The 25,855-nt window shown below is 69.2% G+C and carries 28 protein-coding genes; 13 read left to right on the forward strand and 15 right to left on the reverse strand.

Translation table 11 applies throughout. The features are described from left to right. Positions 1 to 166: 166 nt before the first annotated feature. On the reverse strand, positions 167 to 1,417 hold the full coding sequence (locus HJG44_RS12135; RefSeq protein ID WP_171218623.1) for an ABC transporter substrate-binding protein: 1,251 nt from the start codon (positions 1,415 to 1,417) through the stop codon (positions 167 to 169). A 97-nt stretch (positions 1,418 to 1,514) separates the two neighbouring features. Here HJG44_RS12135 and HJG44_RS12140 point away from each other — a divergent pair, with 97 nt between their 5' ends. From HJG44_RS12140 to HJG44_RS12160, 5 genes are all read left to right on the forward strand, one after another. After that, positions 1,515 to 2,204 (forward strand): GntR family transcriptional regulator, encoded by a 690-nt coding sequence (locus HJG44_RS12140; protein ID WP_171218624.1) that lies wholly within the window; start codon positions 1,515 to 1,517, stop codon positions 2,202 to 2,204. Positions 2,205 to 2,218: 14 nt separating this feature from the next. Beyond that, a complete protein-coding gene (locus tag HJG44_RS12145) occupies positions 2,219 to 2,995 on the forward strand; it encodes an SDR family oxidoreductase (protein ID WP_171218625.1) in 777 nt (258 codons plus the stop codon). A gap of 67 nt (positions 2,996 to 3,062) precedes the next feature. After that, positions 3,063 to 3,359, forward strand: a complete 297-nt coding sequence (locus tag HJG44_RS12150; RefSeq protein ID WP_171218626.1) for a hypothetical protein — start codon at positions 3,063 to 3,065, stop codon at positions 3,357 to 3,359. A 90-nt stretch (positions 3,360 to 3,449) separates the two neighbouring features. Continuing rightward, positions 3,450 to 5,762 carry an FdhF/YdeP family oxidoreductase gene (locus tag HJG44_RS12155; protein ID WP_171218627.1) on the forward strand — a complete coding sequence of 771 codons (2,313 nt, stop codon included), beginning with the start codon at positions 3,450 to 3,452 and terminating at the stop codon, positions 5,760 to 5,762. 7 nt (positions 5,763 to 5,769) lie between these two features. Next, positions 5,770 to 6,723: a c-type cytochrome gene (locus HJG44_RS12160; RefSeq protein ID WP_210261068.1), complete on the forward strand. Its 954-nt coding sequence runs from the start codon at positions 5,770 to 5,772 to the stop codon at positions 6,721 to 6,723. On the opposite strand, the gene HJG44_RS12165 is transcribed toward HJG44_RS12160, so the two are convergent. The 8 genes from HJG44_RS12165 to HJG44_RS12200 are packed head-to-tail and all read right to left on the reverse strand — an operon-like array spanning position 6,724 to position 14,310. Next, positions 6,724 to 7,257 carry a c-type cytochrome gene (locus tag HJG44_RS12165; protein ID WP_346767150.1) on the reverse strand — a complete coding sequence of 178 codons (534 nt, stop codon included), beginning with the start codon at positions 7,255 to 7,257 and terminating at the stop codon, positions 6,724 to 6,726. Then, positions 7,244 to 8,152, reverse strand: coding sequence for a cytochrome c oxidase assembly protein (locus HJG44_RS12170; protein ID WP_171218628.1), 909 nt, complete (start codon positions 8,150 to 8,152; stop codon positions 7,244 to 7,246). The genes HJG44_RS12165 and HJG44_RS12170 overlap by 14 nt, the downstream gene beginning before the upstream one ends. After that, the gene (locus HJG44_RS12175; protein WP_171218629.1) at positions 8,140 to 8,493 is read right to left on the reverse strand and encodes a hypothetical protein; all 354 of its coding nucleotides are present in this window, start codon (positions 8,491 to 8,493) and stop codon (positions 8,140 to 8,142) included. Before HJG44_RS12175 ends, HJG44_RS12170 begins: the two co-directional genes overlap by 13 nt. Beyond that, positions 8,490 to 9,092, reverse strand: a complete 603-nt coding sequence (locus HJG44_RS12180) for a cytochrome c oxidase subunit 3 (RefSeq protein WP_171218630.1) — start codon at positions 9,090 to 9,092, stop codon at positions 8,490 to 8,492. Before HJG44_RS12180 ends, HJG44_RS12175 begins: the two co-directional genes overlap by 4 nt. Next, the gene (gene ctaD, locus HJG44_RS12185; protein ID WP_171218631.1) at positions 9,089 to 10,996 is read right to left on the reverse strand and encodes a cytochrome c oxidase subunit I; all 1,908 of its coding nucleotides are present in this window, start codon (positions 10,994 to 10,996) and stop codon (positions 9,089 to 9,091) included. Before ctaD ends, HJG44_RS12180 begins: the two co-directional genes overlap by 4 nt. Next, on the reverse strand, positions 10,993 to 12,009 hold the full coding sequence (gene coxB / locus HJG44_RS12190) for a cytochrome c oxidase subunit II (RefSeq protein ID WP_171218632.1): 1,017 nt from the start codon (positions 12,007 to 12,009) through the stop codon (positions 10,993 to 10,995). Before coxB ends, ctaD begins: the two co-directional genes overlap by 4 nt. A gap of 1 nt (position 12,010) precedes the next feature. Then, entirely contained in the window at positions 12,011 to 12,547 is a 537-nt protein-coding gene (locus HJG44_RS12195) for a c-type cytochrome (RefSeq protein WP_171218230.1), read from the reverse strand. Further along, entirely contained in the window at positions 12,544 to 14,310 is a 1,767-nt protein-coding gene (locus HJG44_RS12200) for an outer membrane protein assembly factor BamB family protein (protein ID WP_171218633.1), read from the reverse strand. Before HJG44_RS12200 ends, HJG44_RS12195 begins: the two co-directional genes overlap by 4 nt. Before the next feature lie 228 nt (positions 14,311 to 14,538). Between HJG44_RS12200 and HJG44_RS12205 the strand changes: the two genes are divergently transcribed. Next, positions 14,539 to 14,805, forward strand: coding sequence for a hypothetical protein (locus HJG44_RS12205; RefSeq protein WP_171218634.1), 267 nt, complete (start codon positions 14,539 to 14,541; stop codon positions 14,803 to 14,805). 104 nt (positions 14,806 to 14,909) lie between these two features. On the opposite strand, the gene HJG44_RS12210 is transcribed toward HJG44_RS12205, so the two are convergent. Next, positions 14,910 to 15,095, reverse strand: coding sequence for a hypothetical protein (locus HJG44_RS12210; protein WP_171218635.1), 186 nt, complete (start codon positions 15,093 to 15,095; stop codon positions 14,910 to 14,912). Positions 15,096 to 15,216: 121 nt separating this feature from the next. Here HJG44_RS12210 and HJG44_RS12215 point away from each other — a divergent pair, with 121 nt between their 5' ends. Continuing rightward, positions 15,217 to 16,293 (forward strand): MBL fold metallo-hydrolase, encoded by a 1,077-nt coding sequence (locus tag HJG44_RS12215; protein WP_171218636.1) that lies wholly within the window; start codon positions 15,217 to 15,219, stop codon positions 16,291 to 16,293. A gap of 3 nt (positions 16,294 to 16,296) precedes the next feature. Here the strand turns inward: HJG44_RS12215 and HJG44_RS12220 are convergent, their stop codons facing one another. After that, the gene (locus tag HJG44_RS12220) at positions 16,297 to 17,058 is read right to left on the reverse strand and encodes a GyrI-like domain-containing protein (RefSeq protein ID WP_171218637.1); all 762 of its coding nucleotides are present in this window, start codon (positions 17,056 to 17,058) and stop codon (positions 16,297 to 16,299) included. Positions 17,059 to 17,172: 114 nt separating this feature from the next. On the opposite strand from HJG44_RS12220, the gene dapF reads away from it, so the two are divergent. The 6 genes from dapF to HJG44_RS12250 all read left to right on the forward strand — a co-directional run bounded on the left by dapF (position 17,173) and on the right by HJG44_RS12250 (position 21,957). Further along, positions 17,173 to 18,057, forward strand: coding sequence for a diaminopimelate epimerase (gene dapF, locus HJG44_RS12225; protein ID WP_171218638.1), 885 nt, complete (start codon positions 17,173 to 17,175; stop codon positions 18,055 to 18,057). After that, positions 18,057 to 19,301 (forward strand): tRNA (N(6)-L-threonylcarbamoyladenosine(37)-C(2))-methylthiotransferase MtaB, encoded by a 1,245-nt coding sequence (gene mtaB, locus HJG44_RS12230; RefSeq protein WP_171218639.1) that lies wholly within the window; start codon positions 18,057 to 18,059, stop codon positions 19,299 to 19,301. The genes dapF and mtaB overlap by 1 nt, the downstream gene beginning before the upstream one ends. Positions 19,302 to 19,311: 10 nt before the next feature. Further along, positions 19,312 to 20,238, forward strand: a complete 927-nt coding sequence (locus HJG44_RS12235) for an ABC transporter ATP-binding protein (RefSeq protein ID WP_171218978.1) — start codon at positions 19,312 to 19,314, stop codon at positions 20,236 to 20,238. Beyond that, complete coding sequence (locus tag HJG44_RS12240) at positions 20,235 to 20,996, forward strand: ABC transporter permease (RefSeq protein WP_171218640.1); 762 nt, start codon at positions 20,235 to 20,237, stop codon at positions 20,994 to 20,996. The genes HJG44_RS12235 and HJG44_RS12240 overlap by 4 nt, the downstream gene beginning before the upstream one ends. Positions 20,997 to 21,229: 233 nt before the next feature. Continuing rightward, positions 21,230 to 21,781, forward strand: a complete 552-nt coding sequence (locus HJG44_RS12245) for an ADP-ribosyltransferase domain-containing protein (RefSeq protein ID WP_171218641.1) — start codon at positions 21,230 to 21,232, stop codon at positions 21,779 to 21,781. After that, entirely contained in the window at positions 21,778 to 21,957 is a 180-nt protein-coding gene (locus HJG44_RS12250; protein ID WP_171218642.1) for a hypothetical protein, read from the forward strand. Before HJG44_RS12245 ends, HJG44_RS12250 begins: the two co-directional genes overlap by 4 nt. Before the next feature lie 68 nt (positions 21,958 to 22,025). Here the strand turns inward: HJG44_RS12250 and HJG44_RS12255 are convergent, their stop codons facing one another. The 4 genes from HJG44_RS12255 to HJG44_RS12270 form a co-directional block, all read right to left on the reverse strand. Then, positions 22,026 to 22,811, reverse strand: coding sequence for a MetQ/NlpA family ABC transporter substrate-binding protein (locus HJG44_RS12255; protein WP_171218643.1), 786 nt, complete (start codon positions 22,809 to 22,811; stop codon positions 22,026 to 22,028). A 41-nt stretch (positions 22,812 to 22,852) separates the two neighbouring features. After that, positions 22,853 to 23,605 (reverse strand): MetQ/NlpA family ABC transporter substrate-binding protein, encoded by a 753-nt coding sequence (locus HJG44_RS12260; RefSeq protein ID WP_246736240.1) that lies wholly within the window; start codon positions 23,603 to 23,605, stop codon positions 22,853 to 22,855. 66 nt (positions 23,606 to 23,671) lie between these two features. Further along, on the reverse strand, positions 23,672 to 24,337 hold the full coding sequence (locus tag HJG44_RS12265) for a methionine ABC transporter permease (RefSeq protein ID WP_171218645.1): 666 nt from the start codon (positions 24,335 to 24,337) through the stop codon (positions 23,672 to 23,674). After that, the gene (locus HJG44_RS12270) at positions 24,327 to 25,436 is read right to left on the reverse strand and encodes a methionine ABC transporter ATP-binding protein (RefSeq protein WP_171218646.1); all 1,110 of its coding nucleotides are present in this window, start codon (positions 25,434 to 25,436) and stop codon (positions 24,327 to 24,329) included. Before HJG44_RS12270 ends, HJG44_RS12265 begins: the two co-directional genes overlap by 11 nt. Positions 25,437 to 25,855 lie beyond the last annotated feature (419 nt).

Here is a 25,855-nt window from a genome sequence, read left to right on the forward strand (position 1 = left end):
GACCGGGATTTGCCCTCCCCCTCGTGGGGAGGGCCGAGCCGACGCGGAGCGTCGGACCAGGATGGGGGGCGTCCAGGAGGCGCAGGAACGCTCGATTCGGATCGCCCCCCACCCGGCTCGGCCTTCGGCCGAGTCCACCCTCCCCACGAGGGGGAGGGCAGGGGCGTCACGCCGGCATCTTGCAGGTGCCGTCCTTCGGCGGAGCGAGCACCTCCAGGTCGCCGCCCGCTTCCGGCACCGTGCCGAGCGGCTCGTAGATGTCCCACTTGTCCTTCATCTTGGCGGCGGGCTTCGCGCGGACCGCGTACATCTCCTGGATCATCTGGTTGTCGTAGGCCCGGAAATAGCCCTCTCGGCCCTTGAGGATGTCGAACTTCGCGCCTTTGCGCAGGTGTTCTGCCAGCTTCTGCGAGTCGGTCGATTTCAGCTCGTTGAAGGACTGCGCGACCAGTTTCAGCGAGTTGTAGTCGCCCCAGGCCTGGTTTTCAGGCGGTTTGCCGTATGTCTTCGTGAACGCATCCACGAACCTCTTCGATGACGGATTGTCGACGAGATGGTGCCAGATCAGCGGCCAGATCCCGGAGAAATTGTCCTGGCCGGCACCCCAGGCAACCGCCGTGTCGAAGCCGAAACCCGTAATCGGCATCTGCAGGCCGTACTCGGCATATTGCTTGATGAAGTTGGTGATCTGGTTGCCGGCGAGATTGGACGCGACGACGTCGGGACGGGCCTGGCGGATCTTGAGCAGGTACGGGCTGAAGTCCGTCGCGTCCGTCGGGACCAGCTCCTCGCCGATGAAGTTGCCGCCGTTCTCCGACACGAATTTCTTCGCAACCCGGAAAAGATCGTGTCCGAAGGCGTAATCCGCCGTCAGAGAGTACCACTTCTTGCCGGAGATCATCTTCTCGGACTTGAGATACTGTCCGACGGCCGTGACCATCATCGAGTTCGCGGCCTCGATGTGGAACATGAAGGGATTGCAGTTCTGGCCGCGCAGCGCGTCGGAATTCGCGCCGGTATTGATGAAGACGGTCTTCGTCCGCTGCGCCACCTGGCCGATGCCGAGCGCGGTCGCCGACGATATCTCGCCGATGAGCATGGCCACCTTGTCGCGTTCGATCAGCCGTTCGGCCTTGGCCGAGCCCGTCTGCGGGTTCACCGAATCCTCGAGCACCAGCTCGATCCGGCGCCCCAGCACGCCTCCGGAGGCGTTCACCTCCTCGACGGCGAGCTTCACGCCCATCTGCGCATATTCTCCGAGCGGACCGAGGAAGCCCGTGATCGGGACCAGGTGGCCGATGCGGATGACGTCGCTCTGCGCGCGGCTGATCGCCGGCATGCCGATCCCGGCGAGCGCCGCCGCTCCCGCCGCACCCTTCAGGAGCGCGCGGCGATCCGGCCTGTCGAAAGTCGTCATCCTCTGTCCTCCCGAAGCGCCACGGTCATGTTGCCGTGATCTGTGATCACAGCTAGGCTGGCTCAATTCGGCGGTCCTGTCGAGTCCGGACATCACGTTGGTCGCAGCCCTTGCCCAGGTCGGACGCATCGAGCGCGTGACGCTGGGCGATCGCGTCTATGACGAGCTACGCGAGCTGATCATCGGCGGCGAGCTCGCGCCCGGCGACAAGCTCTCGCTCCGCTCCGTCGCCGATACGCTCGGCGTCTCGATCATGCCGGTGCGCGAGGCCGTGTCCCGCCTCGTCGCGGACGAGGCGCTGGAGGTCCTGCCGAACCGGGCCGTCTGCGTTCCCGCCATGACGCGGGAGAAGTTCCGCGAGCTGACCCGAATCCGCCTGGTCGTCGAAGGTTTCGCGGCCGAGCAGGCGGCGCTCAACCGCAAGGAGGCCGACCTCCGTGTCATGGCCGCCTTCGACGCAACCTTCCGGCGCGAGGCGCGGAGCGGCGCGCCCGATCCGAAGCGGGCCGTGCGCGCCAACAAGGACCTGCATTTCGCCATCTACCGCGCCAGCCGGATGCCGTCGCTCGTGGCGATCGTCGAGGGCCTCTGGCTGAAGATCGGGCCGGTGCTGAATCTCGATCTCAAGCTGTCGCCGGAGCGGCTCGCGAATGGCGGGGCCGAGATTCAGCATGCCCGTGCTGTCGCCGCGATCGCAGGGGGCGACGCGGCGGGGGCCCGTGCGGCGCTGGCGGCCGATATCGAGGGCGCGGCGGCCTTCATCGAGGCGACCGGCCGCCTGGCGTAACGAGAGGACACGGCATGGACCTTCAGATCGCGGGACTGCGCGTCCTGGTCACCGCGGGCGCGGGCGGGATCGGGCTCGAGATCGCGCGCGCCTTCCTGCGCGAGGGCGCGCGCGTTCATGTCTGCGACGTCGACCGGGCGGCGCTCGATGCGATGGCGGCCGGCGATCCGGAGGTGAGCCGGTCCTACGGCGACGTCGCGAGCCGCGACGACGTCGCCCGCGTCTTCGAGGACGCTCTGGCGGCGCTCGGCGGGCTCGACGTGCTCGTCAACAATGCCGGGATCGCCGGGCCTACCGGCCGGGTCGAGGAGATCAACCCGGAGGATTGGGACCGCTGCCTGGAGATCTGCATCACCGGGCAGTTCAACTGCACGCGGCTCGCCGTCCCGCATCTGAAGGAGAGCCGGAACGCCTCGATCGTGAACCTGTCCTCGGCGGCGGGACGGTTCGGTTTCCCGCTCAGGACCCCGTACGCGGCCGCGAAATGGGCCGTGATCGGCTTCACCAAGTCGCTCTCGCGCGAACTCGGCGAGTTCGGCATCCGGGTGAACGCGGTCCTGCCGGGCATCGTGTCGGGCGACCGTCAGCGGCGCGTGCTGGAGGCGAAGGCGCAGCAGCAGGGCGTCTCCTATGCGGAGATGGAGCAGCGCGCCTTCGCGAACGCCTCCATCAAGGATTACGTGACGCCGCAGCAGCTCGCCGACCAGATCCTGTTCCTGTGCTCGCCCCGCAGCCGCACCATTTCCGGCCAGGCGATCTCGGTGGACGGCGACCTGCAGATGCTCGCCTGAGGAGCCGTCCGGCTCCGGACGGGATCGCCTGGCCCGGGTCCGCGTTGAGGCGGGCGGAGGAGCCGCCATGGTCAGGTTCGCAGCCGCCCTCGGAATGTGCCTCGTCGCGGGCGCCGCCGCGGCGCAGCGCGCCTCGACGACGGGCATGACCTGCGGCCAGGCCCGCTCTTTCCTGGCCGCCCGCGGCGCGGCCGTGATCGGGACGGGCGGATACACCTACGACCGCTTCGTGCGCGACCGCTCCTTCTGCCAGCCGACAGAGGTCACGCGCACCGCCTTCGTGCCGACCCGCGACACGCCGCAATGCTTCATCGGCTACCGCTGCATCGAGCCGAGCCTCGACGACTGGTTCGGCGACGACTGACCCCTCCCGCTCCCGTCGGGCCGTCGCCAGGAACGCCTGGCCAAGCCTCGCGTTTCGCACATCCGCGGCGTGCCAGGGGAGGAGAGGCGCATGACCGAGCCGAAGATCGAAGCCTATATCGATCCGGCGGGCGGCTGGGGCTCCGCGAAGTCTCTGGCGAAATACCTCGTTCGGGAGCGGATACCCGCCTCCGGCGCGGCCCTGCTCAACAAGCAGAACAAGCCCGACGGCTACATGTGCGTGTCCTGCGCCTGGGCCAAGCCGGCCAAGCCGCACCTCTTCGAGTATTGCGAGAACGGCGCCAAGGCGACCCTCTGGGAGCAGACCGCGAAGCGCGTCGGGCCGGACTTCTTCGACAGCCACACCGTCACGGAGCTGCTCGGCTGGCCGGATCACGACCTGGAGGAGAAGGGGCGGCTCACGCATCCGCTCCGCTACGACCGCGGCACCGACAAATACGTGCCGGTCGAATGGGCGGAGGCCTTCGCCGAGATCGGCCGCGAGTTGCAGGCGCTCCGCGCCGAGAACCCGCGCGCCGCGGTGTTTTACGCGTCCGGCAGGGCCTCGCTCGAGACCTCCTACATGTATGCGCTCTTCGCGCGCATGTACGGCAACAACAACCTGCCCGATTCCTCGAACATGTGCCACGAAACCACGTCCGTGGCGCTGCCTCAATCCATCGGCGTGCCGGTCGGAACCGTGCTCCTGGACGATTTCGAGCAGACCGACCTCATCCTGTTCTTCGGGCAGAATGTCGGGTCAAACGCGCCCCGGATGCTGCATCAGCTCCAGGAGGCCCGCAAGCGCGGCGTGCCGATCATCACCTTCAACCCGCTTCGCGAACGGGGCCTCGAGCGCTTCATCAACCCGCAGAACCCGATCGAGATGCTCACCAACGCCTCGACGGAGATCTCGACCCAGTACCACCAGGTGAAGGCGGGCGGCGATCTCGCCGCGATCACCGGGATGTGCAAGGCGCTCATCGCGGCCGATCGCGAGGCGGGGGCGGAGGGCCGGCCGCGCATCCTCGACCACCGCTTCCTCGCGGAGCACACCCATGGTCTCGCCGAGTTCGTCGCCTTCTGCGACGCGCAGGACTGGGCGCGGCTGGAGAGTCGGTCCGGCCTGACCCGGGAGGCGATGGAGGCCGCCGCCGCCGTCTATGCCCGCGCGACCTCCGTCATCGGCATCTACGGAATGGGGCTCACGCAACACCGCAAGGGCGTCGAGACCGTCAACATGCTGGTGAGCCTGCTTCTGCTGCGGGGGAACATCGGCAAGGCCGGCGCGGGGATCTGCCCGGTCCGCGGCCATTCCAACGTGCAGGGCCAGCGGACCGTCGGCATCGCCGAGAAGCCGGAGCTCGTGCCGCTCGACAGGCTCGCCGAGCAATACGGGTTCGAGCCGCCGCGCGAGAAGGGCATGAACACCGTCGAAGCCTGCGAGGGGGTCATCTCGGGAGAGGTGAAGGCCTTCGTCGGGCTCGGCGGGAACTTCATACGGGCCGTGCCGGACACGACCCGGATGGAGCAGGCCTGGCGCAGGCTGCGGCTGACCGTCCAGGTCTCGACCAAGCTCAACCGCTCGCATCTCGTGCATGGCGAGATCGCCTATATCCTGCCATGCCTCGGACGGATCGAGATCGACGAGCAGTCGACGGGACCCCAGGCCGTGTCGATGGAGGATTCGACAGCCTGCTTCCACGGCTCGCGCGGTTTCACGCGGCCGGTGAGCGAGCACGTCCGGTCGGAACCCTGGATCGTGGCCGAGCTCGCCAAGGCGACGCTGCCGCCGAACCCGAAGGTGGATTGGGACGGTTGGGTGGCCGACTACGCGCGCATCCGCGACGCCATCGAGGCGACCTATCCGAAGCTGTTCAAGGACTTCAACAAGCGCCTGTTCGAGCCGGGCGGTTTCCGCAAGCCGCTCGCGGCGCGCGAGCGGAAATGGGAGACCGAGACCGGGAAGGCCAACTTCATCGTGCCGGAGGGCCTCGAGGCCGATCCGGACATGGCGAGCGACCGTCGCGACGTTCTCGACCTCATCACCATCCGGTCCAACGACCAGTTCAACACGACCGTTTACGGCTATGACGACCGCTTCCGCGGGGTCGAGGGAACGCGAATGGTGCTGTTCATGAACGGCAGCGACATCGAGCGGCTCGGGCTCGAGGACGGCGGCGAGGTCGATCTCGCGACCGAGGCGAAGGACGGCCACCGTCGCGAGGTCGCGGGCCTGCGCGTCGTGAAATACGACATCCCGGCCGGGAACTGCGCGGGCTATTATCCGGAGCTGAACGTTCTCGTCCCGCTCTGGCATCACGACGAGCAGGCGCACACCCCGGCCGCCAAGTCGATCCCGGTCCGCATCAGGCGGCCGGCGGAACTCCCGGCGCACGACTGAGGACGGCTTGCTCGCGCGCATCCTCGTCGCGCTCGGTATCCTTGCGGCCGTGGCAGGGGCGGCGTCCGCCTGGGTCCTCTCTGCTCCGAAGCCGGCTTTCTCGGCGGTGGACGAAGAGCGGCTCGCCGGAGGCGACGCCGCGCGAGGTCGGCTCGTCTTCGATGCGGCCCAATGCGCCTCGTGCCACGCCTCGCCCGGCCAGCCGGACCGCCTGCGGCTTGGGGGAGGGATGGCGCTCGCCACCCCGCTCGGGACGCTCCGGCCAGCGAACATCTCGCCGCATCCCTCGGATGGGATCGGCGGCTGGAGCGCGGTCGAGATCGCCAATGCCGTGATGAGCGGCGTGTCGCCGGGGGGCCAGCACTACTACCCCGCCTTCCCCTGGACGAGCTATGTCCGCATGGAAGCCGGCGACATGCGCGACCTCGTTGCCTATCTGCGGACGCTTCCGCCGGTCGGGGGCCGCCCGCAGCCGCACGACCTGTCCTTCCCGTTCACGCTGCGCCGGGGGATCGGGCTGTGGAAGCTCCTCTTTTTCGACGCTGCGCCGCTGCCGGCCGAGCCGGCGCGGAGCCCCGGCTGGCAGCGCGGACGCTACCTCGTCGAAGCGCTGGCGCATTGCGCCGAGTGCCACTCGCCGCGGAACCTCACCTATGCCGTGAAGCCGGAGCAGCGCTTCGCCGGCGGGCTCAATCCCGAACAGGCGGGCTCGGCTCCGAACATCACGCCCGACCGCATCGGAAGCTGGTCCGAGGCGCAGATCGCCGAGGTCCTGACCTCCGGGCGTACGCCCGACCTGCGCTATGTCGGGGCGACCATGGCCGAGGTGGTCGCCAACATGTCCCGCCTCACCCCCGAGGACCGCGCTGCGATCGCCGCCTACGTGAAGTCGCTCCAGCCCCGCCCGACGCCGGCCGAGGCGCGGCAGCATCGCTATCCGCGCGTCGGCGAAGCCCGCTGATCAGCGCGTGTAGAGGAAGGCCGCGACATGGCGGGCCTCCTCCTCCGTGATGCCGGTCGCCGGCATGGCCGAGCGCGGCGAGATCGATTGGGGGGCGACGATCCAGCGGATCAGGGTGTCGGCGTCGTGCCGGGCAACCCCGCCGACATAGACCCGCGCCCGCATGCCGCCGAGCGGGCCGGCGACCTTGCCGTCCGCCCCCGGTGCGCCCGGAATCGTGTGGCACCCGCCGCAGCCGTACTTGGTGATGAGCGCCGGGCCCTTGCCCGGCTCGCCCCGGGTGAGCGCCTTTGCGACCGCAATCGCCTGGGACTGGCTCCTCCAGGCCTGCCAGGCGAGGGCTGCTGCTGCCGCGATCGCGATCGCTCCCGCAAGCCCGGCCACCGTTCCCCACGGGAACGCCGCCTTCGGCTCCGCAACCTTATCCTCCCGCAACTCGGTCCGTTGGGCCGGAGCACGGCGCGCGCGCCGCATCGCCCGCGTGGCGATCAGGGTTCCGGCGAGCGCGACGAGCCGCAGCCTAAGCGACGGCATCGCGCGCCATCCGGCCCGGCCCCGCACCCCGGATCCACAGCCCCAGGAAGGTGATAGCGGCCGCGGCATAGATGGTACCGGCCGGGACCCACATGACGAGACCCGCGAGCTGCTGGTCCTCGAGCGGCGTCAGCCCGCAGATCGCGGCGCCCGATGTCTGCGCGGCATAGAGCACCCGCGGGGCGAGCGCGATGAGCGCTCCGAGCAGGCCGGTGTGGAGCATGGTCACGAAGACGTGCCCGCAGGCCGCTCCCGGGTTGCTCCGCCGTACGAGCGCCCACCAGAAGAGGAGGGCGGTCGCAAGGAAGCTCGCATGCTGCAGCCGGTGAAGGGCGATGTCGGTCACCGTCAGATCGAGCAGGGGAGGCAGGTGCCAGACCCAGATCGCGGCGCCATGCAGAACCGTCGCGACGGCGGGTCGCGTCACGACGGACCAGGCGGCCCCCACGCTCCGCCCGCGGCCGAGCCGGCCGGCAGCGCGGCGGATCCTGCCGGGGAAGGCCCACAGGAACGCGCCGAACGGCCGCGCGAGCGCGAGCAGCGGGGCCGCGACCGCCATGACGATCTCGTGCTCGATCATATGCGCCGTGAAGAGGCGCTCGCCGAGCCAGTGCAGGGGCGAGGTGAGCGCACCCGCGAGCGCCAGGAGGCCCGCCGAGTAGGAGACCACCTGCCAGGGCCGGATGCCGCGCCCGGCGCCGGCCTTTGACCAGAGGCGGAGCGTGCCGGCGACATAGAGGGTGGCGCAGACGATCAGCGGCACGACCACGACCGGATCGAAGGTCCAGGAGGGCGGCGCATCGGTCGGCCCGCCATGCGCGACGGCCGCGAGCGGCCAGGCGAGCCCGGCCACGAGAAACGGCGCATGCCGGACCGGCCGCCTCACCGTTCGCATCCCGTGAGGAACAGGCCCGACAGGGCCTGGAGCAGCATGGCGAAGGCGAAGATCGGCCCCGCCAGCGCGCCGAGCATCGCCACGAACCGCCGGGACGCGGGATAGGCGCTCTCCGCCCCGGTATCCGGCGCCGGCCCGGCGCTGCGCCAGGAGAGATAGCCCGAGCCGAGCGCGACCATGACGCCGAGAAAGGCGGCAAGGCTCGTCAGGCGCAGCCCGCCGCCGCAATCGGCATAGGGCAGGATCTGGCTCAGCTGCATGTTGGCGGCCCAGACGGCCGGGCCGGCGATCAGGCCGGAACAGGGGCGGAGATTCGCCGCAAGGCTCGAGGCGGAGGTCACAGCCAGGCCGGCCCGTAGATGCAGGCGTAGATCGGCAGCCAGGTCGCCACCACGAAGCCCCAATAGAGCGTGTTGTCCTCGACGTCGCCGAACCGCCGGCTGTTCGCGCCGTGGCGGGTGAACATCATGACGGTGAGGACGAGGGTGTCTGCCACATCCGTGAGAAGGTGCGTCGTGTGCAGGCCGAGGAGGGTCCAGACGACCGAACCGTAGGCATTGCTGTCCCAGGACAGGTTCAGCGCCGGGAACTCGAAGCAGCGCACGACGAGCGGCACGATGCCGAAGACGGACATCACCACGAGACCGATCCGGACCTTGCGCATGTCCTCGCGCCCGGCCCATCGCGAGACCAGCCAGTTCGGGACGAGGCTTGCGATCAGGATCGCGGTCAGGACGAGCCCGGGCCCGAGATCCGGGGGCGGCGCGCCCATCGGCCAGCTCGGCGCGAGCGAGCCGAGATAGAGATAGACCACGATCATGAGCGCGAAGCCGGAGCCTTCGAGCAGCATGAAGACGAGGGTGCCCCACCAGGTCGGGCTGGCGGTTCCCTTCCCGTGCAGGGGAAGGTGCGACAGGTCGGCGACGACGCGTTCCCTCATGCGTCGTCCTCCGGCGTGCCCTTAGGCCAGAACCAGCCGACCAGCGTGATCGCGACCGGGATCGAGCCCCAGACCACCGCCCAGGGCGAGAAGATCGAGCCGATCAGCATGGCGCTCGTCGCGATCGCCGCCCAGAACGGCCAGATCGAATCGCGCGGCGAGGAATCGCGCGCCTCGGGGATCGCGTCGGCAACCGACGTGATGAGGAGTTCGCGCCTGTCGACCCGCAGTCCCGAGGCGACCGGCATGTCCCCGCGCTCGTCCCAGAGCGGGTTGCGGCCCGTGACGACCGGGATCCGGGCGAAGTTGTAGGGCGGCGGCGGCGAGGTCGTCGCCCATTCGAGGCTCGGTGCGCCCCAGGGGTTCTCGCCCGCCGGCTCGCCGCGGCGGGCCGAGCGGACGGCGTCGATGAAGAACAGGAGGAAGCCGGCCGCGAGGATGACCGTGCTGAGGCTCACGAAGAGGTTGAGGCCGCTCCAGGGCACGTCCGTCTGGTAGGTGTAGATGCGCCGTGGCATCCCCTGCAGCCCCAGGATGTGCATGGGGAAGAAGGCGAGGTTGAAGCCGACGAAGGTCAGCCCCGCCACCCAGCGTCCGATCCGCTCGGACATCATCCGGCCCACCATCTTCGGATACCAGAAGTAGATGGCGGCCATCAGCGGGAAGACGGCGCCGCCGATCAGCACGTAGTGGAAATGGGCCACGACGAAGTAGGTGTCGTGCACCTGGGTATCGAGCGGCACGGAGGCGACCATGACGCCCGTCATCCCGCCCAGCACGAAGGTGAAGAAGAAGGCCAGGATGAAGAGGAAGGGCGTCCGGTAGACGGGGCGCCCGTCCCAGATCGTCGCGATCCAGCAGAAGATCTGGACGCCGGCCGGCACCGCGATCGCCATGGAGGAGGCCGTGAAGAAGCTCTCCCCGAGCCGTGGCAGGCCGGTGGTGAACATGTGGTGCACCCACAGCCCGAAGGAGAGGATGCCGATCGTCACCATGGAGAGGACGAGCGGCAGATAGCCGAAGACCGGCCGGCGTACGAAGGCGGGCAGCATGGAGGAGATCATGCCCGTCGCCGGCAGGAAGATGATGTAGACCTCCGGGTGGCCGAAGAACCAGAACAGGTGCTGCCAGAGCAGAACGTCGCCGCCCTCCGCCGGGTTGTAGAAGTGGGTCCCGACGAGCCGGTCGAGGATGAGCGAGGTCGAGGCGACCATGATCGCCGGCATGGCCAGCATCACCAGGAACGAGGTCACCAGCATCGCCCAGACGAAGAGCGGGATGCGGTCGAGCGTCATGCCGGGCGCGCGCTGCTTGAACACGGTCACGACGATCTCGACCGCGACCGCGAGCGCCGCGATCTCCGTGAAGGTGATCATCTGGGCCCAGATGTCGGCCCGCTTGCCCGGGGAAAATTGCGGGCCGGAAAGCGGCACGTAGCCGAACCAGCCGATATCCGGCCCCATGTTCAGCGCGAAGGAGACCCAGAGCAGGATCCCGCCCGCGAGGTAGATCCAGTACGAGAAGGCGTTGAGACGCGGGAAGGCGATGTTCCGGGTGCCCAGCATCAGGGGCACGAGATAGACCGCCATCGCCTCCATCACGGGCACGGCGAACAGGAACATCATGTTCGCCCCGTGCATGGTGAAGATCTGGTTGTAGAGGTCGGGGCTGACGAGCCGGCCCTCCGGCCGGGCGAGCTGCCAGCGCATGGCGAGCGCCAGGATGCCGCCCAGGATGAGGAACACGAAGGCGGTCGCGATGTAGCGCCGCCCGATCACCTTGTGGTCCACGGTCGCGAGCGCGCCCCAGAAGCCGGGGCGGGTGCGCCAGGTCTCGGCGAGGCGCCCGTCCAGCTCCTCGTGCCGGATATCGATGTCGAGAGGCGGGCTCGACGCGGCGCTCATTTCAGGCCGGCCATGTAGGCGGATACGGCCCTGAGCTCATCCGCGGATAGAGGGACCATCGGCATCTTGTTGCCAGGCTTGACGGTTTGTGGATCCGCGATCCAGGCCCCAAGTGCGCCGCGGGTGGTCGGGAGCGTGCCGGCCGCGATGGTCTGGCGGCTTCCCACATGGGTCAGGTCGGGCCCGACCGTGCCTGCGGCTCGCGTGCCGCGGATCGTGTGGCAGGCGGCGCAGGCCTTTCCCGTAGCGACCTGCCGCCCCGCCTCCTGCTCCTCGTCGGCGGGCTCGGCCGCGGGCTGGCGCTGCGCGTCCAGCCAGCTCTCGAACTCGGGCGCGGCCATCGCGATCACGACGAGCGCCATGCGGGCGTGCTGCATGCCGCAGAACTCGGCGCATTGGGCCCGGTAGGAACCCGGCCGCTCCGCCGTGAAGGTGAGGACGTTGTCGCGGCCCGGGATCATGTCCTGCTTGCCCGCCAGGCTCGGCACCCAGAAGGAGTGGATGACGTCGCCCGAGCTCAGCTCGAGCCGAACGGGACGTCCGACCGGGACCCGGATCTCGTTCGCCGCCGTGACGAAGCGGTCCGGGCTGTCGGCCGTGTAGGTGACCTCCCACCACCATTGGTACCCCCGCAGCCTGACGGTGAGCGGCTCGCCGCTGGAAGCAGTGAGGGAGCGCGTCGCGACGAAGCTCATCAGGGTCAGGGTGGCGATGATGAGCACGGTCGCGACGACTGCTCCAATCACAACGCCCTGTTTCCGCCGCTCCGTCGCGGACTCGGGCCGGAGGGGCTCATCTGCCGCCCCGGAACTCGCTCGGCGCCGCCACAACGCGATCCCGACCGTCAGCAGGACGAGGAGCCAGACGAGCCCGCATACGGCCGTGAAGGTCCAGATCAGCCATGCCAGGGAGGCTGCGTTCGGACCCTGCGGATCGAGAGCGGATTGCGGTCCCGTGCAGCCCGTCAGGAGCGGGAGAAGCGCCGCTGCGGCGAGACGCGGGTGGGGCCGCATGCTACCGGCTCGGCGGGGTTCCGAGCTCGGCCGAGGCCGGCGCCCGGTTCTCGGCGGGACGCGACTGCATCTCGTCGTTGCGGCTCGGGGCGGCGAAGGACGCGGACGAGACCCCGACGGTGCGGAGATAGCCGACGAGCTGCCAGATCTGCTCGGTCGTGAGCTTGTCGCCATAGGCCGGCATACCGTTCTGGCGCCCATCGCGGAGCGTCACGAAGAGCGAGACCGGATCTGAGCCATAGCGCCACCAGCCGTCCAGAAGGGCCGGCCCGGAGGCTCCGCCGCCATCCGCATGGCAGCCCTTGCAGTTGAACCAGGAATAGAGGCGTTTTCCCTCGCTCAGGTTGTAGGCGTTGCCCTCGTAAGGTTCGCCGAGCGCCCCCAAAACATCCGGCGGGGCGCCGCCGACCGCGTTCGCCATGGGCGCGACCTGATCCAGCGCCGCGGTGACCGGCGGGTCGAGGCGGAGGTCGCGTTCCTCGCGCTGGCAGCCGGCGGCCAGGAGAGCCGCGAGGCCTGCGATCGCGACGGCTCTCACGGAAGCGCGAAGAGGTACAGGGTGCCGCCCGGCTGCGCCTCCGCGGACAGGCCGCGAAGCAGGTTGCCGAAGCCGCGGGCGGCGGTCGCGTCGCGCAGGTCGGCCTCCAGGCCGGCCGCAGGCCCTGCCGCGCCGCCGCGCCCCGCCAGGACCGTCACGTATTCCGCCCCATCGGCACCCCGCACCAGCATCGGCGCACTGACGACGCCCGACGCCAGCCTCTGCTGCCATACGAGCCTTCCGTCCCGCGCATCCAGCGCTTTCAGCCAGCCGTCCAGGGTTCCGTAAATGACGAACCCTCGGGGATGCCAGAGAGGACCGCCCAGAAGCGGATACGGCTCCGAAACCGTCCAGGCGGGCCGTGCGTCGTCCAGGCGCCAGGCCACAAGCTCGCCGGCGCCGCCTTCCGGCGGGCCCTTCACGCGGACATTCGCGCCGAGATAGGGGGTCCCCCGGATGTAGTTCGCGGGCCGGATCTCGATGTCCATGCAGAGCCGCGCCGCCGCGATGAAGAGCAGGCCGGTCTCGGCGGAGAGAGCGGCGCCCTCGGACGAGGTTGCGCCGGTCCAGGCCGGGCACACGTCGCGGGTGGTCGCACCGACCCGCGTCGCCTTCTCCTGCGCAACCGCGATGGCGCCGCTCGCGGCAGCGCCGCCGCGGAACGCATTCACGGGGGCGAAAGCCTCCGCCGAGAGCAATTCGCCGGAGATGCGGTCGAGAACATAGACATGGCCGTTCAGCCCCACATGGATCAGGAGCTTGCGCGCTCGGCCCTTCCAGTCGCGGTCGGCGAGGATCAGCGGACCGGTACCGCTCACGCCATGCTGGTCATGGGGCGCAAGCTGGTAGAACCAGCGGGCCGCACCCGTCGCGAGGTCGCGGGCGAAGAGGCCGGAAGTCCAGCGGTTCTCGCCGGGCCGCTGGTCCGGGTTGAGCGGCGCGGGCCGGCCCGTCCCGTGGAACACGAGGCCCAGACCCGTGTCCGCCATCAGCGGGCCCGAGACCGACCCGCCGCCGCGCTCCCAGGCGCCGGGAGGCCATGTGGCGGCGCCGAGGTCACGGCCTCGCGCAATCTTGTAGAACGGCGCGAAATCCGGCCCGATGCCGACATCCTCGTCCGGGCCGGTGCTGTATCGCGTCCAGAGCGTCGCGCCGCTCGTCGCATCCAGCGCCTTGAGCCAGCCGCGCACGCCGAAATCGTCGCCGGCATTGCCGATCAGGACCTTGTCGCCGACGGGCAGGGGCGAGGAGGCCAGCGATTCCCCGCTACCCCGGTCGGCCGTCCGCATCTCCCAGATCTTCGTGCCTGAAGCGGCGTCGAGCGCGATCGTGCGCCCGTCGGCGGTGTTGAGGAAGGCCCGCCCGCCCGCAACCGCCGGAGACCTGACGCCGAGCCCGCAGCAGGCGGTTCCCTCGGCCATGCGGTCCGTCTCCGGCGTGAAGCGCCATTCGGGGTGCAGCCCTTCGGGGCCCAGCCGCAGGGCGGTCAGCCGATGCGGAAAGGGCGTGAGCAGCAGAAGCCGCCCGCCCGCCATGACCGGCGCGGCCAGATGCGCGTTCGGGTTGTCCGTGCGGAAGGTGCCGACGAGGCGCAACGAGAAGCCGGAGGCGCTCTCCTGCGCGACGGCGGTTCCGCTGAGGAGAAGCCATCCGACCGACGCTGCGATCGCCGCAACGATGCCCCATCGCGCCGCAGACCCGCCCGAGGGATCATGCCCGTCGCTCTGTCGGATGGTTGCGAAACCGGCCGTAGAGGCAGTCACGTGCGAACCAGCCTCCAGCCGTCGCCCCGCTTGCCGCGACCGAACACCCGAAGAGGCGAGATGTTCCGCCGATAAATCGATATTCCAGGCGAAATCAACGGGTTGATCGATGTTGCGCGCAATCAGCATAAGCCGCGGAGCGCGGCCTGCAAGGAGCTCGGAACGCTCTTCGGAACAGCGGCGGTGCCCCTCGCATTGGGTCCGCAGGTTCAACCAGGCGGTGCGCCCGTGTCTCTCCGCTTCCTTCTGGCCATGCTGCTCTATCCCGTCGCCTGGGCCGTCCCGGCTGGGATCGGGACCACGGCGATCATGTCTGTTCCGCCGCTCGCGGCCGATGCCGCCCGGCTCCTGCCCTATATCGGTGCGGAGAGCTTCGTGATCGGGGCGGCGATCGCCTGGCATCTCGCGCCGCTCCTCCTGTCCCGGCGGGCATGCCCGCTCGCGGCCCGGTTCGAGCCGCAGGCCCACGCCGCGACCCCCTGGCGCCGCCTCTAGGGGAGTCTCGTTGCAGGCGGGACGTCAACCCTCCTCCCGCCAAGGAGGATACCGGGATCGCCGGATCCCTGGATCCTGTCGTCCTCGGATACCGGTACGCCGCGTCAGCGCGGGTTCGGCTTTGCCACCTCGGGGTGGCCGGTCTCCGCGGCGGCCTGTTTCCAGGCGTGGTTCTCGTCGCCCTTGTAGGTCGGACGCTTCCGGCCGCGCGCCACCATCATGGCGATGCCAAGGATCACGATGCCGGCGCCCAGGCCGATGAACCAAACGTAGCTGCCGAGGTCTCCCATCGGGCGCTCCTGTTCCTTCGCCGCATACGCGGCTCTCGGCGGGTCAACCTGAACGGTCCGGCTGCGTTCCGTCCGCACGGCACCGCTTGACGCCCCACCTGCGCCCTGCATGCTGCAACGGATGAACCGGCGAAGCGTAGGGCGGATCGCAAGTGCGGCCGCCGTCCTGACATTGGGCGGGGTCGGCTATTCCGCGGTCGCGCGCAGCCGCAACCGCTACTACGACGGGCCGGTCAGCGACCATTACGACGGGGTGCGTTTCTTCGGTCCGGGCCCGGTGACGGATCGCGGGCTGCTCGACCTCGCCCGATGGCAGATGGGCGGGGGCCGCGAACCTTGGCCCGAGAGCTTTCCGAGCCCCTATGCGGACCGTCCGCCGGAGCGGGTGCCCGGCCTGCGCATCGCACTCGTCGGCCACGCGACGCTGCTGATCCAGACGGCGGGTCGGAACATCCTTACCGACCCGATCTGGTCGGAGCGCGCGAGCCCGGTCCGCTTCGCGGGCCCGCGGCGGGTCAATCCGCCGGGAATCGCCTTCGACGATCTGCCGCCGATCGACGCGGTCCTGATCACGCACAACCACTACGACCATCTCGACGTGGAGACGATCGCGCGCCTCTGGCACCGCGACGCGCCGAAGGTGGTGGCCCCGCTCGGGAACGACAGCATCATCCGGGCGCATGACGATGCGGTCCGGGTGGAGGCGCTGGACTGGGGCCAGTCGGTCGGGCTCGGCGGCGGCGTCGCGGCCCATCTCGAGCCGGCGCATCATTGGTCGGCGCGGGGCATCAGCGACCGGCGAATGGCGCTCTGGGGCGCCTATGTGCTCACCAGCGCCGCCGGGACGCTCTACATGGCCGGCGACACGGGCTATGTCGACGGCGGCACCTTCCGGTCGGTGCGGGCGCGGTTCGGCGCGCCTCGCGTCGCAGCGCTGCCGATCGGTGCCTACGAGCCGCGCTGGTTCATGCAGCCGCAGCACATGAACCCGGCCGACGCGGTCCAGGCCTTCCGCGATCTCGAGGCCGAGCAGGCGCTCGGCATCCATTGGGGCACGTTCCAGCTCACCAACGAGAAGGTGGACCAGCCCGAGATCGATCTCGCGGCGGCGCTTGCCGAGGCGGAGATCCCGCCAGAGCGCTTCCCGGCGATGCGGCCGGGCCAGGTCTGGACGCCGGCGGAGCGGATCCCGGCCTAGGATCTAGCGCGGCTGGACGAAGATGTTGATTTCGAGCGCGGGGTCGGCCGAATCCGCCGCGTCGTTCACGTATTCCTCGATGAAGGCGTCCTTCGCCAGGATGTCCTTGGCATCCAGATAGGTCGTGATGGTCTCGTAGGTCGTGTCGATGTCGTCATACGGGCCCTTGTGCACGAACCGGTAGGCCTTCCCCGAGGGCGTCGTCCCGAAGCGCATCTCGGCCGGGACGCCCGGAGCCGGGGTCGGGACCGCCGCGATCGGGACCATCGCGTCGTAGCGGAAATTGTCGTCGCTCGTCTGGACGAAGACGGCGAGCGGCCGGCCCGTGGGCGCGATGCCGAGCCGGGCGAGTTCGGCCTCGATCCGCCCGAAAGCCGCGCGCAGGTTCTTCAGCCCGTCCTCCCAGCCGCTCGTCCCCGACAGGATCAGCACCGGCTTCTCGGGCAGCACCACCTCGTCCACGCTGGACGTATCGCCCGAACCCGGGATGAGCGTCGGCCGGCCCGCCACGGCCGGTGCCGCGGGCGCGGCGCCGGGAGGCGCCGGCTGCACGAGCGTGGCGGGCGGCGGTCCGGGCTGCTGGATCGTCGCGGCAGGGGGAGCTTGCGGAGGCGGTGACGCGGCCGGCGGAGTGGCCGGCGCAGTAGCCGCCGGGGGCGTGACGGGAGCACTCTCGACCGGGGCCGGCGCCTGCGCGGCGGCCCCCTGCGCCAGCGCGAGCGCCAGCAGGGCAGCGCCGATCCTGATCCGTCCGCGCCTCGCCATCGTCGTCCCGATCCCGTCCTGCCGTCCGCGGCCGCCCGGCGGGAGCGCCGGATCCGCCCCTCGCGACAGAGGCGGCGGGCTCCGATATACGAGGCGCCCGACGGATTGTTCCCGATGAATTCCCTGGCCCATCGCCGCTACCTCAAGATGAACGGGCTCGGCAACGAGATCGTTGTCCTCGATCTGCGCGGCACACAGCTTGCGGTGCAGCCCCGGGAGGCGCGTGCGATCGCGGCGGCGGCGCGGAGCCGGTTCGACCAGCTCATGGTCATCCACGATGCCGACCGGCCCGGAGCCGATGCCCGTGTTGCGATCTACAACGCGGACGGCTCCGCCTCGGCCGCATGCGGCAACGGCACGCGCTGCGTCGCCTGGGCCATGACGCACGATCCGGCCATGGCGCGCCCGCATGGCGAGACGCTCGTCCTGGACACCGATGCCGGCCGCCTCACGGCCGCCGCTGCCGGCGAGTTCGCCTTCACCGTGGACATGGGCGAGCCGCGGCTGCGCTGGGACGAGATTCCGCTGGCCGAGCCCTTCCAGGACACGCGCCGGATCGAGCTCCAGATCGGACCGATCGACGCGCCGATCCTCCATTCGCCCTCCGCCGTGAGCATGGGCAACCCGCACGCGATCTTCTGGGTCGATGACCCGGACGCGATCGATCTGGGCCGGATCGGGCCCCTGCTCGAGAACCACCCGCTCTTTCCGGAGCGCGCCAATATCTCGCTCGCGCATGTGGCCGCGCCCGACCGCATCGTCCTGCGCGTCTGGGAGCGCGGGGCGGGGCTGACGCGGGCCTGCGGCTCCGCCGCCTGCGCGGCCCTCGTCGCGGCCGTCCGGCTTCGCCTCGCTCTGCGGCGCGCGGTCGTGACCCTGCCCGGCGGCGATCTCGAGATCGAATGGCGGGAGAGCGACAACCACGTCCTCATGACGGGGCCGGTGGAACTGGAGCATGACGGGGTGCTCGCGCCCGAGCTCTTCGCCGGGGCGGCCTGATGGGCGTGGAGGTCCTGACTTTCGGCTGCCGCCTGAACGCAGCCGAATCGGAGGCGATCCGGCGCGAGGCGGAGCGGGCCGGCCAGCAGAATCTCGTCGTCGTGAACACCTGCGCGGTCACCGCGGAGGCGACGCGCCAGGCACGCCAGGCCATTCGCCGGGCAGCGCGCGAGCATCGGGACGCAACCATCGTGGTCACCGGCTGCGGCGCCCAGATCGAGCCCGAAGGTTTCGCCGCCATGCCCGAGGTCGCGGCGGTGATCGGCAATGCCGAAAAGACCAGGCCGGAAACCTGGCGCCGGCTCGACCCGGGCGGGGGCGGGCGCATCCAAGTCGGCGACATCATGCGCGAGCGGAGCACGGTCGCGGCGATCGCCGGGCGCGAGGTCGGTCGCACGCGGGCGATCGTCCAGGTGCAGAACGGCTGCGACCACCGCTGCACCTTCTGCGTCATCCCGTTCGGGCGAGGGAACTCCCGCTCCGTGCCGGTGGAGACCGTCGCCGACCAGATCCGCCGCCTGGTGGAGGAGGGCGCGCGCGAGGTCGTGCTGACGGGCGTGGACCTCACCAGCTACGGCGCCGACCTGCCCGGGACGCCCCGTCTCGGGACGCTGGTGAAGGCGATCCTGCGGGCCGTCCCGGAACTGCCGCGGCTCCGCCTCTCGTCCATCGATTCGGTGGAGGCGGATGACGAGCTTCTCGATGCGCTCGCGACCGAGGAGCGGCTCATGCCGCATCTTCACCTGTCGCTGCAGGCGGGCGACGACATGGTCCTAAAGCGCATGAAGCGCAGGCACTTGCGGAACGACGCTATATCTTTTTGTGAGCGCGTCCGCGCCGCCCGGCCCGAGGTGGTGTTCGGGGCGGACCTGATCGCGGGCTTCCCGACCGAGACGGAGGAGATGTTCCGGCGGTCCCTCGACATCGTCGGGGAATGCGGCCTCACGCATCTCCACGTATTCCCCTTCTCGGCTCGGCCCGGCACGCCCGCCGCCCGCATGCCGCCCGTCCCGCGCGAGGTCGTGAAGGAGCGCGCGGCCCGGCTGCGCGAGGCGGGCGCGGCGGCGCTCCTCCGCCATCTCGCGAGCGAGGTCGGGGCGGAGCGGCAGGTCCTCGTCGAGACGGGCGAGACCGGCCGGACGGGCGGGTTCACGCCTGTGCGCTTCCGCACACGGCTGACCTCCGGGGAGATTGTCCGGGCCCGCATCGCAGGGCATGACGGCCGCCACCTTCTGGCCGCCTGACCGGGCCCTCATGCATGCTGCGATCGAAGTCTCGGCCCTCGAGAAGACCTATGCGTCCGGCTTCACGGCCCTGAAGCCGCTCGATCTCGCCATCCGGCGCGGCGAGATCTTCGCCCTTCTCGGCCCGAACGGCGCCGGCAAGACGACGCTGATCTCCATCATCTGCGGCATCGTGAACCCGAGCGCCGGGCGCGTCCTCGTCGAAGGCCACGACATCCTGCTCGAGCCGCGCAAGACGCGCTCCCTCATCGGCCTCGTCCCGCAGGAGCTGACGACCGACGCTTTCGAGACCGTGTGGGACACCGTCAGCTTCAGCCGCGGCCTTTTCGGCAAGCGGGCCGATCCCGCCCATATCGAACGCGTGCTGCGCGACCTCTCGCTCTGGGAGAAGCGCGACAGCAAGATCCTGTCGCTGTCCGGCGGCATGAAGCGGCGGGTGCTGATCGCGAAGGCGCTCTCGCACGAGCCGCAGATCCTGTTTCTCGACGAGCCCACCGCGGGCGTGGACGTGGAGCTGCGCCGCGACATGTGGAGCCTCGTGCGGCGGCTGCGCGACGAGGGCGTCACGATCATCCTGACCACGCACTACATCCAGGAGGCCGAGGAGATGGCCGACCGGGTGGGGGTGATCAACCGCGGCGAGCTGATCCTGGTGGAGGAGAAGGCCGAGCTGATGCGCAAGCTCGGCCGCAAGCGCCTGGTCCTGCAGCTGCAGGAGCGGCTCGCGGCCATCCCGCCATCCGTCGCCCGGGAGAACCTGGAACTGGCGGGCGGCGGGGCCGAGCTCGTCTATACCTACGACGCGAAGGCGGGCCGGACCGGCATCACCGCGCTTCTCGGCGATCTCGCGGCAGCCGGGATCCGCTTCACGGATCTGCGGACCGAGCAGAGCTCCCTCGAGGACATCTTCGTCGACCTCGTCCGGAGGGCCGCATGAACCTCCACGCGATCCGGGCGATCTACCTGTTCGAGATGGCGCGCACCCGCCGCACGCTCGTCCAGAGCATCGTGGCGCCCGTGCTGTCGACCGCGCTCTACTTCGTGGTGTTCGGCGCCGCCATCGGCGGGCGGATCAGCGAGGTCGAGGGCGTGCCCTACGGCTCCTTCATCGTGCCGGGGCTCATCATGCTCTCGCTCCTGACCCAGAGCATCTCGAACGCGTCCTTCGGCATCTACTTTCCCCGCTTCACGGGCACGATCTACGAGGTCCTCTCCGCCCCGGTCTCGGCGGCGGAGATCGTGATCGGCTATGTCGGGGCGGCGGCCACGAAGTCGATCATGCTCGGGCTGATCATCCTGCTCACCGCGGCCTTCATCGTGCCGCTCAGGATCGATCATCCCCTCGTCATGCTCCTCTTCCTCGTGCTGACGGCGGTGACCTTCAGCCTGCTCGGCTTCATCATCGGCATCTGGGCGGACGGGTTCGAGCAGCTCCAGCTCGTGCCGCTCCTCGTCGTGACGCCGCTCACCTTCCTGGGCGGGAGCTTCTATTCGGTCGACATGCTGCCGCCGGGCTGGCGCACCGTCGCGCTCTTCAACCCGGTCGTCTATCTCGTGAGCGGCTTCCGCTGGAGCTTCTTCGGCATCGCCGACGTGAACCCCGCGATCAGCATCGGGGCGACGCTCGGATTCCTCGCGATCTGCCTCGGGCTCGTCGCCTGGATCTTCCGCACCGGCTACCGCCTGAAGAAATAGGGCCGCCCCGGGACGGGTCGAGCGAAGGTTTTCGTCCTACGCAATCCGGCCGACTGCTCTTACCCGAATTATTCCACAGAGGTTGATTTCAGAACCTCATGTTTCCCGGTCCAGCACGGTGGCTGCCGAGCGCCATGTCTCAAGGCTAGACGGCGAGATCGTGTATGTGTTGTATCTTCCCGGACTAAGGGGTGCTGGCCGGGAGGATGAATGGGGAGGAGTTCACCCGTGTCGTGCAGCGCCTTATCGGCCGGGCGGACACCGAACATTGCATCAAGAAGATCGGCGGCAAGCTCGACGAGCTGTTTCACCTCGACCTTCTCGGCTACGAAGCGCTCGCATTCTATATCTATTCCAACGCCTCGAACTGGCACGCCGACATCAACCGTGCGCTCTGGGCAGGTGCGAGCGACCCGGACGTCCTAACATTCGCCCAAGTGCTTGATGAGGCTTTGCTGAAGCTTCCAGCGCTGAAGGGGGAGGCGGGCACTGTATATCGCGGTTTGAACGTCTCCGATATCGAGGCATTTTCCCAGGCCTATGTCGAGGGCTCGGAGATAGTCTTTCCTGCGTTCACAAGTGCCGCCTACAAGGAATCGGCAGCCTTCGGCGGAAACGTGTTGTTCATCATCCGGGCCAATAGTGCTCGCTCAGTCTGGTACTTGGCCGCTCATTTCCATGAGGAGGAGGCGCTCCTCCCCACAGGGTGCCGCTTCCGGGTGGTCAGCACAGCGCAGCGCGGGCAACGTATGGTGATCGTGTTGCAGGAGCTTGGCAGCCGATGAACTCGGACAAGCAGCAGACGCCCGTAAAAGGCACGACCCGGGACCAGCGCCGGCGTCCATCCGGCAAAGTCACGCCGAAGGAAGCTCGGATCGCGGAGCAATTCCTGGAGGGCCGGGAAGACAAGAACTGGCCTGCCACACCCATGCAGCGCCGCATGCAGGGAGCCGGGCGCTAGGCCGTCGCGTGGTGTGACCGGGCGGCGTTCTGTGAAGGGCCGCCCCCGACGAGGCGGCCCCGGCGGGATCACCAGCTCGCGATCACGGCGCCCTTGAACTTGTCGGCGATGAAGGCCTTCACCTCCGGCGAGCGATAGGCTTCCACGAGTTCCTTCACCCAGGGCTTGTCCTTGTCGGCGCTGCGCACTGCGATCAGGTTCACGTAGGGCCCCTTCGGGTCCTCCTTGAGGATCGCGTCGTTCGGGCTGAGCCCGGCCGAGACGAGATAGTTCGTGTTGATCGCGGCCGCATCCACGTCGTCGAGCGAGCGCGGCGTCTGGGCGGCGTCCACCTCGATGAACCTGAGCCGCCGCGGGTTCTCGACGATGTCCGCCACGGACGGCTTGAAGCCGACATCCGGCTTCAGCTTCAGCACGCCCTTGTCCTGCAGGAGCAGGAGCGCGCGGCCGCCATTGGTGGGGTCGTTCGGGATCGCGATCGAGCCGCCCTGCGGCACGGCGTCGAAACTCTTGTGCTTCTTGGAATAGACGCCCATCGGGAAGTTGACGGTAAGCCCGACGGCCTCGATCCTGAAGCCGCGATCGGCCTTCTGGTTGTCGAGATAGGGCGTGTGCTGGAAGGAATTGGCCTCGAGCTCGCCGGCATCGAGCGCCGCGTTCGGCACGACGTAGTCGGAGAACTCGACCACCTTCAGGTCGAGGCCGCGCTTGGCGGCGACCGGCTTCACGGCTTCCAGGATCTGGGCATGCGGGCCGGGCGTCACGCCGACCCGGATCGTCTGGAGCGACTGCGCCAGCGCCGGGCCGGCGAGGATCGAGGCGGCGAAGCCCGCCGCGAGGAGAAGGTGCTTCATCGTTCGGTGTCTTTCTTCTCGAGGATCGGGGCGGCGCGCGGCTACCAGGTCGGGATGTAGGCGCCCTTGAACCGGGTCAGGATGAACTCCTTCACGGGTTCCGACCGGTAGGCCTCGACGAAGGCCTTGACCCAGGGCTTGTCCCTGTCCTGCTCGCGCACCGCGATGATGTTGACCCACGGGCCCTCGACCGGTTCCTTGATGAGCGGATCGGTCACCGGCGAGAGTCCCGCCTGGATGGCATAGTTGTTGTTGATCGAGGCGGCGTCGACGTCGTCGAGGGAGCGGGCGAGCTGGGCCGCGTCCAGCTCGACGAAGCGGAAGCGCTTCGGGTTTCCGGCGATATCCGCGATGGTGGACGCCGTGTTCGTCGGGTCCTTCAGCTTGATGACGCCGTTCGCGTCCAGGATCTGGAGCGAGCGCGCCCCGTTGGAGGGATCGTTCTGGATCGCGATGGTCGCACCGGCGGGCAGGTCCTCGATCCGCTTGTACTTCTTGGAATAGATGCCCTGCGGCGAGGCCGTGGTGGTCGCGACCTTCACGAGCTTCCAGCCGGTCTTCGCGATCTGGTTCTTGAGGTAGGGCTCGTGCTGGAACGAGTTCACCTCGATGTCGCCTGCGGCGAGCGCCTGGTTGGGGACGACGTAGTCGGTGAACTCGATGACCTTCAGGTCGAGCCCGCGCTCCGCCGCGACCTTCTTCACGGCGCCCAGCACCTCCGCATGCGGGCCGGCCGTCACGCCGACCCGGATCGTCTCGGCCCGGGCCTCGGCCGCGAGCACGCAGAGGGTCATCGCCGCGCCGAGCACGGCGCGTCGGGACAGAAGCGACATGGTGTTCTCCTTGGGTTGAGAGACGGATCAGCCGTGACGCAGGCGCTTGTTCAGGCGCCGGGACAGGTGGTCGCCCGTGCTCTGGACGAGCTGTACGAGGACGATGAGGACCACCACCACCACGGCCATCACGTCGGGCATGAAGCGCTGATAGCCGTAGCGGATGCCGAGATCGCCGAGGCCGCCCCCGCCGACCGCGCCGACCATGGCCGAGAAGCCGAGAAGGCTCACGACCGCGAGCGTGAGGGACAGCACGATCGCCGGCAGGGCCTCGGGCACGAGCACCTTGCGCACGATCTGGAGCGGCGTCGCGCCCATGGCCCGGGCCGCCTCGACGAGGCCCTGGTCGACCTCCCGGATCGCGCCCTCGATCAGGCGCGCGATGAACGGCGTCGCCGCGATCGTGAGCGGCACGATGGCGGCCTTCGTGCCGATGGAGGTGCCGACCAGCAGCCGGGTGAAGGGGATGATCGCGACGACCAGGATGATGAAGGGCGTCGAGCGGGTCGCGTTCACCACGAAGCCGAGCGCCTTGTTGACGAGCGGGGCCGCGAAGAGCTCGCCGCGCCCGCTCGTCGCCAGGAACACGCCGAGCGGCAGCCCCATGAGGGTGGCGAGCGAGGCGGAGACGGCCACCATCCAGAGCGTATCGAGGGTCGCCTCCCAGATGAGGCGCAGGATCTCAGGCGACATAGCCGATCACCTCCGTGTCGAGGTCGCGGGCCTGGAGGAAGGTCAGGGCCTGGCCGAGCTTCGCCGGGTCGTTCGGCAGGCTGACCACGAGGGTGCCGAAGGGTCGCCCGGCGATCTCGTCGACCGAGCCGGACAGGATGTTGAGGTCGAGCCCGAGCTCCCGCGACAGTTCCGAGATGACGGGATCGGTCGCGTGCGGGCCGCGGAACAGGATGCGCAGCGCGACCGCCGCGCCCGGGACGGGCTCGGGCCTGAGATGCGCGCGCAGATAGGGCGGGAGCTCGCGGCCCGTCTCGGCGCCGAGGAAGGACCTCGTGGTCGGATGTTTCGGCCGGGTGAAGATGTCGAACACCTCGCCATGCTCGACGATGCGGCCGGCATCGATCACGGCGACCTCGCGCGCGACCCCGCGGATGACCGACATCTCGTGCGTGATGAGGAGGATGGTGAGGCCGAGTTCGCGGTTGATGGAGGACAGGAGCTCCAGGATGGAGCGCGTCGTTTCCGGGTCGAGCGCGGAGGTCGCCTCGTCCGAGAGCAGCACCTTGGGCCGCGTCGCGAGCGCGCGCGCGATGCCGACCCGCTGCTTCTGGCCTCCGGATAGCTCGGCCGGGTAGCGGTGCCGTTTATCCGCGAGCCCGACCATATCGAGCAGCGGCTCCACACGTCTCCTGATCTCCGCCTTAGGCATCCCGGCGATCTCGAGCGGCAGCGCGACGTTGTCGAAGGCCGTGCGCGACGAGAGCAGGTTGAAGTGCTGGAAGATCATGCCGACGCGGCGGCGGATGTCGCGAAGCCCGCGCTCGTCGAGGCCCGAGACCTCCGTCCCGTCGACGACCACCTTCCCGCTCGTCGGCTTCTCGAGCCCGTTCACGAGGCGGATGAGCGTCGACTTCCCGGCGCCGCTGCGGCCGATCACGCCCAGGATCGAGCCGGCAGGCACGGCGAGATCGATGCCCGACAGCGCCCGGACCTCCGCCGCGCCCTTGCCGCGGGCCGCGAAGGTCTTCGAGACGTTCTCGAACCGGATGGCGGCTGCGGCGGGGATCGGGAGCGGTGCGGCTTCGCTCAAATCCGAAGGCCGGACGGGCATGTTCATCGCAGGGGTGCAGACGGTGGATCGGCGGAGGAAAGGCGGGGTGCTGTGTCCCATATCGTTCGACATAACGCAACAGAATGTTCTTTTTATCAAACGAATTCCTGCAGGTCTTTTTCCTTTCCTGGGGCGACGCCTTGGACGGAAAGTCTCCCGTTCCGGCCCGCGGCCGAGCCGAAACCTGACGGGCCCCGCTTCGCCCGGCTTGCCGCCACGACGCGAGGTCCACGCGGTTGGAAGGACGGAACCGGCTGCAAAAATCCGATATTTAGAACGATACCCCCTCTCGGATTAGCGCGAATGAGAGAGAAGTCTCAAGCGTGTCGTTCTTTTGAAAGAACGTTTCATTGACCGCAGGCACCCGGAACGGGAATGCTTCGGCATCGCAGGCCGGCCTTCTTCGGCCCAAGCGAACCGCCGAG

This window comes from Enterovirga aerilata (assembly GCF_013044135.1).
Lineage (GTDB): Bacteria > Pseudomonadota > Alphaproteobacteria > Rhizobiales > Beijerinckiaceae > Enterovirga > Enterovirga aerilata.